This is a genomic window from Bacillus sp. USDA818B3_A (assembly GCF_009928415.1).
Classification (GTDB): domain Bacteria; phylum Bacillota; class Bacilli; order Bacillales; family Cytobacillaceae; genus Neobacillus.
This window is the reverse complement of the sequence record NZ_JAABNN010000002.1, coordinates 656,686-670,857: the sequence shown is the minus strand read 5'-3', so window position 1 is coordinate 670,857 and position 14,172 is coordinate 656,686. Positions and strand designations below refer to the sequence as shown.

The window sequence follows — 14,172 nt, the reverse complement described above, 5'->3', positions numbered from 1 at the left end:
AAAAAACTGCTGGTAATTCTGGCAGTTTTTTTATTTATCCTGATTTTGGATGCCAGTCATAATTTCACTGGATATCGAAAAAACTAATCAAGTATTTAACACTTAACTCGGATAAGGAAAGTGAAGCAGATGAAAGCAGGATATCAACTGATTGTATGTATAGGTTTGTTAGGATTGACAGCATGTAATCAAGATCAGCCAGTCAAGGAAAGCCAACTAGCACTAATGAAGACGACAGATCCGACACCTCTTAGTACGGAAAAGAAAAAAAATAATAATCATGTAGAAGATATTAAACGAGATGTCAGTTCCTTACCGGAGCTGTATGACGTTGCGGTTGTAGAGGGGAAAGAGGATACCTTGGTGGTGTATAAGGTCAAGCATATGCAGAGAATTAAAATGATAACAATCGAAAAAAAGCTAAATAAGAAGCTAGAAGATAAGTATCCTAAGGAAAACTTTACTGTATCGAGTGATTATAAAATTTTCTTGGAAGCGGTAAGGCTGAATGAAAAGATGAAATCAGGAGAGTTGTCTCACTCTAAGGCTGAAAAGCGGTTAAAGGAAATTGTTAAAATGACAGAAGATATGAAGTAAGAAAGGAAGTACGAATATGGCTAAGAAGCAGAAAAAAATGACCCCTCAGCAGCAAAACTATCAGAAACTTCAACAAAAACATGAACTGAAAAGGCCGGTTCTAAAAAATTGTCTTAAGGCATTTTTAGTTGGCGGGCTTATTTGCATGATTGGCCAAGCAGTCAGTTATTTTTACATATATTTCTTCAACTTTACTGAACAGAATGTTGGAAACCCAACCGTTGCAACCATGGTCTTTTTCTCTATGTTGTTAACAGGATTTGGAGTCTATGATCATATAGGCCAATTTGCCGGTGCAGGGAGTGCAGTACCAGTAACTGGTTTCGGGAATTCAGTCATTTCCGCTGCGATTGAACATCGGACGGAAGGGTTCGTCCTTGGCGTAGGGGGAAATATGTTCAAACTGGCAGGTTCAGTCATTTTATTCGGTGTTTTCTCTGCTTTTGTTGTTGCATTAATTAAAACGCTACTTGTGATGTGGGGGGTTTTATAATTGTTAAAGGGGCAGCAATCATGGGTTTTTGACAATCGGCCAATGATTACAGCAACAGGTGTAACAGGTGGGCCGTTTGAAGCTAATGGCAATTTAGCGAATGATTTTGACCTGTTGTATGATGACCTGTGGATGGGACAAGAAACGTACGAAAAGGCCCATCGATTATTGCTTGAGGAAGCGATAAATACAGCATTGAAAAAAGGGGAGATCCAAAGAGAACAGGTACAGTTTTTGTTTGCTGGTGACCTAATCAATCAAATAACCCCGACAAGTTTCGCAGCAAGGACGATGCAGATTCCATACTTTGGTCTTTTTGGTGCCTGCTCCACCTCTATGGAGGGGCTGGCGTTATCCTCCTTTGTCGTAAATTACGGGGGAGCTAATTGCGTATTAACAGGGGCCTCCAGCCATAATTCTGCTGTTGAAAAGCAGTTCCGTTATCCGACTGAATATGGAGGGCAAAAGCCGCCGACTGCCCAATGGACGATTACCGGTGCAGGGGCAGCGCTTATTCAACCAAATAAACCTGGTGAGAATCATCCAGTCACAACGTCTGCAACGATTGGTAAAGTCGTGGATATGGGGTTATCTGATCCTTTTAATATGGGGGGAGCAATGGCCCCTGCCGCAGCCGATACCATTATGGCACATTTTAGGGATTTACAATTGGATCCTTCTTATTATGACTTAATCATAACCGGTGACTTAGGAAGAATCGGCCATGACACTGCGTTTGAATTATTAAATAAAAATGGGCTGAAATTGGAGAAAAACCAATTTAAGGACTGCGGATTATTGATTTATAAGGATGACCAGCCTGTTATGGCTGGAGGGAGCGGAGCCGGTTGTTCAGCGACTGTTTTATACGGACATATCCTAAACGAACTGAAAAAGGGTACTTATAAACGAATTTTAGTCGTGGCAACTGGAGCGCTGCTGTCCCCACTAAGCTTTCAACAAAAAGATACGATTCCATGTATTGCCCATGCGGTAGCAATTGAGATGAACGGAGAAAAGGGGTGAGTCCATGCTTGCAATGTTTTTTTGGTCCTTTGTTGTAGGGGGATTGATCTGTGTGGTGGGGCAGCTATTATTTGACGTGGCGAAACTTACACCGGGTCATACAATGAGCTTACTGGTGGTTGCTGGTGCGGTCTTAGATGGGCTGGGATTATATGAGCCGTTAATTAATTTTGCCGGTGCAGGAGCAACCATCCCGATCACAAGCTTTGGGAATTCTCTTGTTCACGGAGCTCTCCAGGATGCCAAAGCGCATGGGATTATTGGTGTATTAACAGGAATGTTCCAAGTGACAAGTTCGGGAATTTCAGCTGCGATCATATTTGGGTTTATCGGCGCACTTATATTTAAGCCTAAAGGGTGAAATACTCATTTTTTAGCTAATTTTGCTAATAGGCTGTCATGCCTAGTACGCATGATAAGGTAATTTCATATGTTATTAGTGAGATTACCGAAAGTGAGGTGACAGTCTATGTGCTTCGGTTACGGCGGCTACGGCTACGGTGGTGGTGGTTATGGCTACGGTTCCACATTCGTGCTTATCGTAGTTCTATTCATCCTTTTAATCATTGTTGGTGCAAGCTTCTATTAATAGACAATGACAATGAGATGGAAGGGGTTGGCACGAGCAAGTGCTAACCCTTTCTGTTGTCTACATAAACCCTGTGTTTTAATCCTTTTCATCACCTTTTTTCTCCTCCTTCATAGAATAAAGTAGTTTATGAAGGAGCGTGAAATTTTACCATGGATAATGGATTCTTTAAGAACATTGAAAAGAAAACAGGCGTAAATATGAAAGATATTTTTGATTTAGCAAATTCCTTACAAAACGCAAATTTCAAAGATGAAAAAACCGTCCGTAACGTCATTAAGAGGGTATCACAAATTGCCAATAAACCAGTAAGTAAAGACATGGAAGATCAAATTGTCAAATCAATCGTTAATGATGGCAAACAGCTTGACTTTAATACAATTGCCCAAATGATGAATAAAAAATAAAAAGAGGAGAGACCAATTGTTCTTTACGAATTGGTCTTCCTCTTTTTATTGATTGGGGCCAAAAACCTCGAGCGGTTCGCCTTTTTCCCCCGTCTATGACTAGGAATTGAAATAAACAGTTCTTCCTTTGCCCTTGTCATAGCGACATAGAATAGTCTTCTTTCTTCTTCAAGCGGAGACTCATCTCCGGAACGATAAGATTCCAGGGAAAAATCGTGAGGCAGACTGCCATCAACTGCACTTAAGATATAAACGGTTTGATATTCAAGTCCCTTAGCACGGTGAATCGTACTAAGTGTAATCGCATCGGTAAAATGCTTACTCATGTTCTTAATTTCTTTATTCATGGCAGACATGTGTTGGGCATGATCAAGCAGCGCTTCAATGGTGGAAAAACTTTTTGCCGCGACTTTTAAATCTTTTAAGTCATCTGAGCCTTTTTCGAGTTTGTTCGACTCATTCCCGCGTTTTTTTAGGAAATCCAGAAAACCAATCTCTTTTTCAATTTGTTCAATCGCAGCTAAAGGAGATAAATGCTTGAGGCCGCGAATGAGGACAACTGCTTTTTTTAATTTTTTCTCTTGAAAAGCATGAGCCGTCTTCAAATAGGAAAGTGCCCCTAGCACGGTGCAATCCTTGAGGATGCTCTCAGCCTTAAGATCTTTTAGGATGGCTTGTTTTAAAAATAATAATGGCAAGAGGTCACTCATTGCATTTGAGTCGTCTTCATTTAAACTTACTTTTAAAAAGGCAAGAGCGCTTCTAACGATAAAACGTTCGTAAAATGCCTCGGCATCCTGATCAATTTTAAAAGGAAGGGTGGAGGAGGCTAATCTTTCAAAGACAGCCCGTGAGCTGACATTTGTGCGATAGAGAATCGCAAAGTCTCCTGGTTTTGCCCCTTTTGTAATCTTCTCCTGAATATCTGTTACAATCATCGTTGCTTCCTCTTCTTCATCATAGGGAAAAAACAGCTGAGGAAGGACACCTGAAGAATATTGAGCTTCCATTCTTTTTAAACGGCGCTTTTTATTTAGGGAAATCATTTGATTCGCAGCTGCGACAATTTCATGTGAAGAACGGTAATTTTGCCCAAGTGTGACTAATTTTGCATTTGGAAAGTCCCTTTCAAAATCAATTAGATAGCTTGGATCACTGCCTCTGAATGAATAGATCGACTGATCATCATCCCCGACAGCACATACATTTTTATTTTTTCCTGATAACAATTTAATGAGCTCATACTGGACTTTATTGATATCTTGAAACTCATCGATTAAAAAATAATGAAACTTGTTTTGGTAATACTCCAGAAGAGCCGGCGACTGAGTAAAAAGCTGAAAACAGCCGATTAACATATCGTCAAAATCAAACAACCCTTCTTTTTGTTTGTATTCTTCATACTTTTTATATAAGAAAGCGGCTTTTTCTTCAAACTCTGATACAGGCTTAATCTGGTTGGGCATCAGGAGAGAATTTTTCCAAAATCCAATTTGCTGCAGGGCTAGATCATAGGCAAATTCCTTTTCGGAAAGCTGGAGTTCCTTTCCTGCTTCCTTGAGAATTTTATCGCGCTGCCAATCCCTCTTTAACAGATTGTTAGAGGACCAGTTCTCTGCATTATGAAACATTAAGATCCGATAGAAAATACTGTGAAAGGTACCGGTAACCAGCTGATTTATTCTTCCTCTCTGCATATTCGGATAGGATAATAGGCGGTTTTTCATTTCTGCTGCAGCTTTGGAGGTAAAAGTAACAAGCATAATGGAACTTGGATCGATTTGTTTTACAGAAAGCATAAAGGCGGTTCTTGCCGTTAATACACGTGTTTTCCCGCTCCCTGCCCCTGCAAGAACTAATAATGAGCCTTCCGTTTCCATGACAGCAGTGACCTGACTATCATCGAGTGTGACTCCTCTGTCAGCAAGTACTTGTAAGTAGGGGGGCAGTTCCTTCATCCCACTTTTGTTTGCAGTTGTAAAAGGTACAGAGAATTCGATTGGTTTGGCAGATTGAAAAAGTTCTAGGTTAGTATTGGGAACGGTAATCGTTCGTCCTTGCGGAATTCTAAACCCATTCCGCTCAATAAACAATGGTTCGTCATCGGTTTCGTTTTCGTTAATAGGGTCGCGGTCAAGGCATTTTTTTTCAGGAGAATGGACATGAATAAAATGTGGTTCCTGCTGGATCCCGAGAAATAATTTTACCTTTTCATTGCAGGAGGGGCAGTCAAGCTCACCACTTTTGCCTGCTAAATAAATCTTTTGGTACTGATCCCGATCTAATTGTGAGAGTGTAATAAGCTGCTGCTGGTAGATAGCTGTTTTCATATATTCAAACCTCTATTTCAAAAAAAAAATAACACATGTTCTATCTTAACAAATGCTTGAAGGTACGGAAAGTATTTGATTAATTATCCAGTAAATGCAGAAGCACCTGCCATTATTCGGCAAGTGCTTCCGTAGGAATCTGTTTTATCATGGTTTTATGAGGAATACCTGCATCTAAAAATTCCTCAGAAACAACCTCGTAGCCAAGTCCCGCATAAAAGGGAATGGCGTGGGTTTGGGCATTTAATTTTAATTTGTGTAGGTCCTGTTTCCGTGCATAATCTTCAATTTGGCTCATCATTTTTCTTCCTGCCCCAGTTTTACGGGCTTCGTTTAGAACACAAATCCGTTCCACTTTTCCATATCCATCAACTACCCGGAATCTCCCTGCAGCAATTGGATCGTTTGTTTCACTATACATAACAAAATGAGTGGCCTCATCTTCGTATTGGTCGATCTCCTCTTCAAGAGGGACATTTTGCTCCTCGGCGAATACAGTCTTTCTGATGGAAAAAGCATCTTCTAGTTCTTTTTGATTTTCTACGATTTTAACAGTCATGTTGTATTATTATTCCTTTCCAAGCCGAAATGTTTCATAGACGGTCCAAGATTCGTTTTCTAGTTGATAGAGCAGATGGAAGCGGTCAATGGTTTCTTCATGATTTATTTTTGTCATCCTTAATGAGCCATAGACATCAGAATGCTCAAGATCCGATAGCTTTTGGCCGATTGTAATATGTGGGACAAAGGCAAATTCTGATTTTTGATTATTTATTTCGCGGTTGATCTCCGAATGTAAGCTTATAAGTTCGTTTGTCGGTTCCACTTTAAAATAGATTACATTATTGACAGGCCTAAATGAACTGATTTTGGTTGCTTTTAGAGAAAATGGGCTTGATGCGCCAGCGATTTCTCGTAATTTATCAGCAAATTTCTTTGCATCTTCTTCTGTTGCTTCAAAGGCTTCTAGCGTCAAGTGTGGAGGAATAAGAGCATAATGCGGATCATAGCGCTTTCGATAAGAATTAACGATATCTTGAAGCTTTTTGGATGGGAAAATGACAACACCAAATTTCATGTGGTTACCTCCATAATGAAATTATTTCGAAAAAACAATAATAAATCGCTTTCTTGTGTAATTATAGCAAATTTTCTAATAATATAAAAACCTCTAAAAATGTTAAAAAAACATTTTGAGGGCACGTTCTAAATCCGGCTGCCAATAAGTCCAGGTATGATTTCCATTATACTCTTCATAAAAATATGTAATTGGTTTTAATTTTATTTCTGATGATAGTAATCGATTCGGGCTAATAAAGTCTTTTATTTTTCCATCCGTAGTGGGCACAGCTGTTTCTTGGGTGCCGATTACATGGTAAATCTCAAGAAGTTGTCCGTCATTAAAGTTTTTAACTAAGTTAAGGATGTGTTCATCCACATATGGGGATTGAAGCAGCACCTTCCCGAAGGTATGAGGATATTTTATGGCTGTCATTAATGAAACGGCTGCGCCCAGTGAATCGCCAATTAAGCCCCGAGTGGAACCCATTTGATAAGTTGGAAATGCCTGTTCGATAAATGGCACCAATTCGTGGGCAAGGAAGCGTATATATTGCTGGTTTTGATCACCCTCAGGATGGTATTTTCTTCGCCGGTCCCTTACATCCTTATAGGGTACCCCAACAATGATTAAGTTTCCAATTTCTTTTTGAAAAAGTAACTCATCTGCTAATCGTCCGATTCGGCCAAGTTGAAAATAATCTTTCCCGTCCTGTGCAATCAGCAGCGAGTACTTATATAATGGTGAAAAGTTAGCAGGCAGATAGATAAGAAGTTCCATGGATTCTTGTAGTTCTGTGCTTTGAAGGGTATATTCTTTGATCGTGCCTCTTGGATATTTCATGGAAAAACATCCTCCCCGTAAGTCTATGGATACAACTGATTTTAACATAAAAGGGCTGGGATTTCTTATTGGAGGGTGTGCTGGGAGGGAGGAGGAGTAGGATTAATGGAGGTATGTTTTTTGAAATCTGGACTCCGGCATAATTGAAAGAATGTTTTCGCGTTTAAAAGTGCGTATTTGTTTCCGAAGTAAGCAGTAGGCACGGATGTAGTCATCGTTTATTTCTTTTACGATTAGTTTTCTTTGAGAAAGCTCTTGGTTTTTAGCAAGATAAATCATTTCGATTGGCATATGTTCCTCAATTGAACGGATTAATAGTCCATCCATGGTAGTCACTCCTTTTTTCGTTTATAGGTATATTATACCCGAACATAGGTTCTTTATTCAATGAAAAATAAGAACAAGTGTTTGTTTTGTGTTTGGCTGCAGAGGGGATTAAAAAATAATATTGACTTTCTTAGAATATTGATTATAATTAAATTTGTACTTAAATAAGAGATCTGTTAGCTCAGCTGGGAGAGCGCAACCTTGACAGGGTTGAGGTCGGGGGTTCGAACCCCTCACAGGTCATTAAGAAAGTCCTAACATTTAATTGATGTTAGGACTTTTTCTTTTTTTAAGTTAAATCACCCAGTAAATGTTGGTCATCTTTTTTTATTCCACATCCGTTTGAGAATGAAGAAGGCATGAATTATAATAAGGTTAACTTATAATAGGAATAAATATCTATTCTTTATAAAAAGTAGGCGTTTTTTTATGTTCTAGATTCATAGAAATAAAGGAGGCTTTTGCTTGAAAATGAAGGAATTATTCTACTCCCTTTCCATCCGAAAAAAAATATTGGCAGCAATGCTCGTGATTTCCATCGTCCCACTGATCATCCTGACCACTTTCACGGCAAATTCAGTATACTCCGATACGTACAGAGAGCTTATTGAAAACAGGAAAATGAGCACAAGCTGGCTTGCAGACAGACTCCAGCTAAGCGTTAACAAATATATGGCCCAATTTTATGAGTTCGAGGTAAACAAGGCATTACGGAATGATTTGTTATCTTGGGCAATGAAAGAGGAAGAGTTAGACTATACAGTTAAAGAGAGAATCAGGACAGCTTTTTATACTGCCATTAGTATTGATCCAAAAATTAATTCGATCGAGTTGCATGACTTAGACACCAAGAAGACTTTTGTGGCCTTACGTTCAGGGACCGTTATTACTGAGAAACAAATGAAAAGGATTTTCACGGGGAAAAGAGACAATCATTTGCAAACGAACCTTTACTTTATTAGAGTGGATAATGAAATTTTGGCCATGCACCGGATTAACAATTTTATTACCAATGTTCCCAGGGCCTTAATGGTCATAAGGCTCAAACCTGAAGCGCTTGGCGATCTCCTCGAAAAGATAAAAACGAGTGAAGATGAATCGATTGTTCTTCTAAATGATGCAGACAAGATCATTTTGATGAATAGAGGCAAGGGGGAGGATCCATCTTCAAAAGTCATCACTGCTTTATTAGGAAAAATGAGAAATGCCCCAGATCAGTTCGTTCAAAAAGATGGTAATTTTTATTTTTATCACTCAGTCAGCAATGGAAAATTACAAGTCGTTAAGATTGTACCGAACCACGTTTTGATTAACAACATAGTAAAAACTCTATTAATAGGGTTCCTCTTCGCTATTTTTAATATTATTTTAGCCATTATCTTCTCCGTTATCTTCTCACATATAATCAGCAAACCAATTATTAACCTTTCAAAAAGAATGGAAACTCAAACTCTTGATTCTAGCAATAAACCAAATACTGTTAAACGGTACGATGAGATTGGTATTCTACATACCAGCTTTAATGAAATGGTCAAACGGAATCAAAACCTAATCCTACAGGATTATCAAAGTAGAATTGACGCCAGGGATGCTCAAATCCGAGCTCTTCAAGCCCAAATTAATCCACATTTTATGTATAACACGCTGCAAGTTATTGGAGGTATGGCTTTAGAGAAAAATGTTCAAGAGATTTATACGATTACTCTTGGTTTGAGTGACATCATGCGGTATTCTTTAAATTTCTCTGAAGAGATGGTCCCGCTTGGTGAAGAAATGATCTACCTGAATAGTTACCTTTTTATCCAAAATCAACGGTTTGGAAACCGGCTCCATGTGAAGCAATCTATCCCGGAATCTTTAATGGATATGTTGGTTCCTAAGTTAATCGTCCAACCAATCATAGAAAACTGTCTGAAACATGGATTTCGCAACAAAGCAGGGGATTGGAATATTTCGTTTTCAGCCGAAAGAGTATACGAGAATGAGGCTGTGATTACCATTCATGACAACGGTTTGGGTATTTCATTTGAACGTTTGCATTCCATTCAAGCGGAATTGAAATTAGGGACACCGAAAGCCATAAGTGCGGCAAGTAACATCGGTTTAATTAATGTTAACTCCCGAATTAAGCTGTATCACGGGGAACAATATGGTCTTTCGATCGAAAGCAAAGAAGGAAATGGAACAGTTGTTACATTGTATATGAAAATTAATAAGAAGGATGGCGATCAGGATGGCGTACAAAGTTATTCTTATTGAGGATGAACCTTGGACCAGGATGACCATTAAACATCTGGGGAATTGGAATAAGCTTGGGCTGGAAGTGGTCGCTGAAGCATCGGATGGTAAGTATGGGTATGAACTAATTACCCGTCTCCACCCCGATATTATTATCACCGACATAGAAATGCCCCATTTAAATGGGATTGAGTTACTTAGAAGATTACGGGAGGAAGGAGATCAAGCAAAGGTGCTGATTGTCAGTGGGTTTGCAGATTTCAAATACACAAAAAGTGCCGTACAGTTAAAGGTAAATGATTATCTTTTGAAGCCGCTAAAGCCCGGTGAATTGAACCTCCAATTAGAGCGTTGTGTAGAAGAGCTAAACAAGGAATCCACAGATAAAACGAGACAGCCTTTGGATTTGAATGGATTTATGAATGTTGTCTGGTTTGATGAGTATACGAACTTCCGGACTTCCATTTATGAATGTCTGAGGTCAGATAACCCAAAATTACTCGAGCAAAAATTTAGGGAACTAGCTGATTTTATTACATTGAAGGAAGGACAAGGAGTTGAGAAAAGTCTAATTGTCTGTATTTATTTCGATTTTCATAACTGGCTGCAACGTTTCATCACCAACAGGGGATACAGCATACAAGAAGTATTTGAAGGGAAAGGTCCTTCTTATGTGTTCAGTCAAGACTCCACCATAGAGGAGGTACTTGGGTGCACTCAGCAACATTATACGAAGGCATCATCGATCATTAGCCTATTAATAAAATCAAGAAAAAGTATGGATGTTAAACAAATTGAACTTTATTTAAAGAAAAATTATCATTTAGGAGTAACATTGGACCAAACAGCCAATCAGTTTTATATTAGCAAAGAATATCTCAGTAAGGTTTTTAAAGAGAAGACTGGGACTAGTTTTTCTGAATATGTTACCGCCCTTAGAATGGAAAAGGCGAAAGAGCTCATCATCGAATCAGAAGTTCCATTAAAGGAAATTGGCGGACTCGTAGGATATCCAGATTTGGCTTATTTTTATAAGGTATTTAAAAAGCATTTCGGTACCAGTCCCGGAAAAATGCAGGAGACATTAAATAATTACAATAAATCAGCTTATAAAAATTGAATGACGAACTTTTTCAGATTCCGTATAGTTGAGCTAGATAAAGAGATCTTTATTAAATCTGAAAGGGGTCGGTTTTATGAGAAAAATAATGTCTATGGCTCTAATCATGTTACTGGTTTTTGTTACGGCTGCCTGTAACAACGAAAAGAAATCTTCGAGTTCCGGTTCTTCCGCTCCAGAAGAGGTTGAATTGAATATCATGATGAGCTTTCCGCAATATATGGACCAGTGGGAAGCCTATACAAAACAGTTTGAAAAAAAGATGCTGAAAGAAGAAAATATGAAGGTTAAAGTAAATCTGGAAATGCCGAGTTCAGATCAGTATGACAGCGTGCTGCAAGCTCGTTTAAGCGGCGGTGACGCACCTGATCTCTTCACCATTCATAGCAATAATATCCCAACCTACTACAAAGCTGGGCACCTGACAGATCTCTCCAACGAACCACTCGCATCCAAACTCTTCGAGAATGTAAAGAAAACAGTCACATATGATAACAAATTGGTCGTTGTTCCAATTGAAAGCACAGCTTGGGGTGTTCTCTATAACAAAGCGATCTTCAATAAGTTAGGTTTAAAAGCCCCAGAAACGCTAAGTGAGTTGGAACAGGTTACAAAAACACTAAAAGAAAATAAATATACACCATTTATGTTGGCTTTCCAGGAACAGTGGGTGCCGCAATTAATGACAGCGCTTACCCTAGGCGGAAAAGTATCAGGTGAAGTGCCGGATTGGGTTAACAGAATGAATGAAGGAAAAGGGTCTTATAAAGAGATGGAGGATATTTTTGGTCCGATCGATTTAATTATGAAAAATGGTACAGACCGGGCGATGGAAACCGGCTCAGAAGTGGGTGCTGCGGATTTTGCAAATGGAAAGGCCGCCATGTTTGTACAGGGTACTTGGGCCGCAGGAACTATTATGGAAACCAATCCTAAAATGGAACTAGGCGTATTCCCGTTACCAATCAATGAAAATAAAGCGGATACGTTAGTCAACCTTTCCACATCTACAACATTAGCCGTTAACCCGGATAGTAAAGTAAAGGAAGTCGCACTAAAGTTCGCCAATTATGTCCTTGATGATAAAGATTCTTCCGCCCTATTTCAATCCTTGAGGTTCAACCCAATTTCAACAATTCATAAGTTTGAAACTGATCCATGGGTTAAAGATGCCTATCAATATGTCGAAGCCGGAAAATCCTATCAAGATTTAATTCTTCCATCAGCAGTTACCGAGGAACAGGGTAAATTGCTGCAGGAATACTACGTTGGTACTGTTAAAAAGGATGATTTTATAAAAAGGATGGATGAAGTCTTTGCCAAATCCAGGAAGTAAAAAAGGGACATCTGATAAATGCTAATATTGTACGCAAAATGAAAAGAGGCGGGGCTTTTGTTCGTCTCTTTTCTTCCTTTGTAAGGGAGGTTTGTTGATGTTTACAAAACAAAAGGAAAATAGAATTCTATTACTTTATGTATTACCTGCTCTCATGACCTATCTCATTTTTAAACTATATCCTGCCATTTCAGGGATTTACTATTCACTTACCGATTGGAATGGGCTAAGTAAAACCTATCAATTTATTGGTTTTTTGAACTTTCAAGAAATCATAACAGACAGGGAATTTTGGGCGTCTATCCAATTTACCCTTAAATATGTTGTCGTGTTTGTCGTGATTTCGAATGTATTGGCCCTATTTTTAGCGGTATTAATTGAATCAGTGTCAAGAGCGAGGGCCTTCTTTCGAACCGCGTATCTGATGCCAAATATGATAAGTATGATTATCGGTGGATATATGTGGGTGTTTGTTTTTACCAGGGTTACGTTTTATTTGGCTGACAATTGGGGAATGGCATTCCTAGATAAGTCATGGATTGGTAATCCTCATTATTCATTTATAGCAATCATCATTGTGTCTACGTGGGGGTCAGTCGGTTATTTAATGATCATCTACATAGCAGCTATACAAGGGGTTCCTGTTCAATTGAAGGAAGCAGCTACATTAGACGGAGCTAATTCCTGGCAAGTATTTAAAAATATTACATTTCCGATGATCCAGCATGCCATTACGATTTGTACATTTTGGGCTTTGAACGCTGCCTTTCAAGTATTTGACGTCATCTATTCGTTAACAGGTGGGGGACCTGGACGGGCGACACAAGCTGTTGCACTTAATATCTATGAAGAAGCATTTAAAGGAAATGTGAAGTATGGCTTTGCCACCGCGAAATCTACGGTATTGTTTCTGATTGTATTCTTGATAACCATAATTCAGCTAAGAGTCATGAAACGAAAGGAGCTTGAGCTATGAGGCGAAAACGAATCGTTGTGAATACAATCATCTATTCCTTTTTATTCCCTTTAATGGCAGTTTGGCTCTTTCCTTTTCTAATGGCATTAGTTAATTCATTTAAGTCAAATGGCGAACTTTTAACCAATGTATTATCTTTACCAAAGGAATTACAAGTTGACAATTATATACGAACGATTGAAAAGATGAGTTATTTACGCAGTTTACTTAACACAGTTGTGGTGGCTTTTATTGGTGTTTCACTTATGATTCTTTTTTCTGCCATGGCAGGATGGAGATTGGCACGAACCAAAACGAAATTGTCCAAGTTTCTATTTGGCCTGTTTGTATTTTCTATGCTTGTTCCATTCAGTTCCATCATGATCCCTTTATACAAAACGACATTAGTGCTGCATATGAACAACTCATTGGTAGGATTGGCTCTCGTATATGTTGGTCTTGGAGTGAGTATGGCCATTTTTTTATATCATGGATTTGTTAAGAGTATCCCTAAGGAGATAGAGGAATCAGCATTCATTGACGGCTGCAATTTATTTCAAACCTTTATTTATATTATCATTCCGCTGCTAAAGCCGATTACTGTTACCATTGCGATCACCAATGTCCTGTGGATATGGAATGATTTTTTATTGCCGCTCATTCTATTATCAGACAACAACAAATATACACTGCTGTTATCAACGAACACGCTATTTGGGCAATACAAAAGTGATTGGACGGCAATCCTTAGCGCATTGATCCTTGCGGCAATCCCAGTAATTATCTTCTATGTCATTTTCCAAAAAAGCATTTTAAAAGGAATTGCAGATGGTGCGATGAAAGGGTGAATC

General features: G+C 38.8%; 16 protein-coding genes and 1 tRNA gene. 12 read left to right on the top strand and 5 right to left on the bottom strand.

What is annotated here, in order from left to right; translation table 11 throughout:
- Nucleotides 1–129: 129 nt before the first annotated feature.
- From GXK58_RS06115 to GXK58_RS06090, 6 genes are all read left to right on the top strand, one after another.
- Nucleotides 130–597 carry a sporulation protein gene (locus GXK58_RS06115; protein ID WP_160720803.1) on the top strand — a complete coding sequence of 156 codons (468 nt, stop codon included), beginning with the start codon at nucleotides 130–132 and terminating at the stop codon, nucleotides 595–597.
- A 16-nt stretch (nucleotides 598–613) separates the two neighbouring features.
- Entirely contained in the window at nucleotides 614–1,090 is a 477-nt protein-coding gene (gene spoVAC / locus GXK58_RS06110) for a stage V sporulation protein AC (RefSeq protein ID WP_160720801.1), read from the top strand.
- On the top strand, nucleotides 1,091–2,116 hold the full coding sequence (gene spoVAD / locus GXK58_RS06105) for a stage V sporulation protein AD (RefSeq protein ID WP_160720799.1): 1,026 nt from the start codon (nucleotides 1,091–1,093) through the stop codon (nucleotides 2,114–2,116). It abuts the gene before it with no gap.
- Nucleotides 2,117–2,120: 4 nt separating this feature from the next.
- On the top strand, nucleotides 2,121–2,477 hold the full coding sequence (spoVAE, locus tag GXK58_RS06100) for a stage V sporulation protein AE (protein WP_160720797.1): 357 nt from the start codon (nucleotides 2,121–2,123) through the stop codon (nucleotides 2,475–2,477).
- Between the two features lie 108 nt (nucleotides 2,478–2,585).
- On the top strand, nucleotides 2,586–2,705 hold the full coding sequence (locus GXK58_RS06095; RefSeq protein ID WP_160720795.1) for a YjcZ family sporulation protein: 120 nt from the start codon (nucleotides 2,586–2,588) through the stop codon (nucleotides 2,703–2,705).
- A gap of 152 nt (nucleotides 2,706–2,857) precedes the next feature.
- Nucleotides 2,858–3,112: a stage VI sporulation protein F gene (locus tag GXK58_RS06090; protein ID WP_160720793.1), complete on the top strand. Its 255-nt coding sequence runs from the start codon at nucleotides 2,858–2,860 to the stop codon at nucleotides 3,110–3,112.
- Between the two features lie 23 nt (nucleotides 3,113–3,135).
- Here GXK58_RS06090 and GXK58_RS06085 read toward each other — a convergent pair whose 3' ends face one another.
- The 5 genes from GXK58_RS06085 to GXK58_RS06065 form a co-directional block, all read right to left on the bottom strand.
- Nucleotides 3,136–5,442 carry a UvrD-helicase domain-containing protein gene (locus GXK58_RS06085; RefSeq protein ID WP_160720791.1) on the bottom strand — a complete coding sequence of 769 codons (2,307 nt, stop codon included), beginning with the start codon at nucleotides 5,440–5,442 and terminating at the stop codon, nucleotides 3,136–3,138.
- 112 nt (nucleotides 5,443–5,554) lie between these two features.
- Nucleotides 5,555–6,001: a GNAT family N-acetyltransferase gene (locus GXK58_RS06080; protein WP_160720789.1), complete on the bottom strand. Its 447-nt coding sequence runs from the start codon at nucleotides 5,999–6,001 to the stop codon at nucleotides 5,555–5,557.
- A 9-nt stretch (nucleotides 6,002–6,010) separates the two neighbouring features.
- A complete protein-coding gene (locus GXK58_RS06075; RefSeq protein WP_160720787.1) occupies nucleotides 6,011–6,520 on the bottom strand; it encodes a YjcG family protein in 510 nt (169 codons plus the stop codon).
- Between the two features lie 102 nt (nucleotides 6,521–6,622).
- Nucleotides 6,623–7,345, bottom strand: coding sequence for an alpha/beta hydrolase (locus tag GXK58_RS06070; protein ID WP_160720785.1), 723 nt, complete (start codon nucleotides 7,343–7,345; stop codon nucleotides 6,623–6,625).
- A gap of 102 nt (nucleotides 7,346–7,447) precedes the next feature.
- Nucleotides 7,448–7,672 carry a hypothetical protein gene (locus GXK58_RS06065; protein ID WP_160720783.1) on the bottom strand — a complete coding sequence of 75 codons (225 nt, stop codon included), beginning with the start codon at nucleotides 7,670–7,672 and terminating at the stop codon, nucleotides 7,448–7,450.
- 170 nt (nucleotides 7,673–7,842) lie between these two features.
- Here GXK58_RS06065 and GXK58_RS06060 point away from each other — a divergent pair.
- The 6 genes from GXK58_RS06060 to GXK58_RS06035 all read left to right on the top strand — a co-directional run bounded on the left by GXK58_RS06060 (nucleotide 7,843) and on the right by GXK58_RS06035 (nucleotide 14,169).
- Nucleotides 7,843–7,915, top strand: a tRNA-Val gene (locus GXK58_RS06060).
- Nucleotides 7,916–8,143: 228 nt separating this feature from the next.
- Nucleotides 8,144–9,931 carry a sensor histidine kinase gene (locus GXK58_RS06055; RefSeq protein ID WP_237389581.1) on the top strand — a complete coding sequence of 596 codons (1,788 nt, stop codon included), beginning with the start codon at nucleotides 8,144–8,146 and terminating at the stop codon, nucleotides 9,929–9,931.
- The gene (locus tag GXK58_RS06050) at nucleotides 9,906–11,030 is read left to right on the top strand and encodes a response regulator transcription factor (protein WP_160720779.1); all 1,125 of its coding nucleotides are present in this window, start codon (nucleotides 9,906–9,908) and stop codon (nucleotides 11,028–11,030) included. The genes GXK58_RS06055 and GXK58_RS06050 overlap by 26 nt, the downstream gene beginning before the upstream one ends.
- A 76-nt stretch (nucleotides 11,031–11,106) precedes the next feature.
- A complete protein-coding gene (locus GXK58_RS06045; protein ID WP_160720777.1) occupies nucleotides 11,107–12,366 on the top strand; it encodes an ABC transporter substrate-binding protein in 1,260 nt (419 codons plus the stop codon).
- Nucleotides 12,367–12,460: 94 nt separating this feature from the next.
- The gene (locus GXK58_RS06040; RefSeq protein ID WP_442862454.1) at nucleotides 12,461–13,342 is read left to right on the top strand and encodes a carbohydrate ABC transporter permease; all 882 of its coding nucleotides are present in this window, start codon (nucleotides 12,461–12,463) and stop codon (nucleotides 13,340–13,342) included.
- Nucleotides 13,339–14,169: a carbohydrate ABC transporter permease gene (locus tag GXK58_RS06035; protein WP_160720773.1), complete on the top strand. Its 831-nt coding sequence runs from the start codon at nucleotides 13,339–13,341 to the stop codon at nucleotides 14,167–14,169. Before GXK58_RS06040 ends, GXK58_RS06035 begins: the two co-directional genes overlap by 4 nt.
- Nucleotides 14,170–14,172: the final 3 nt, after the last annotated feature.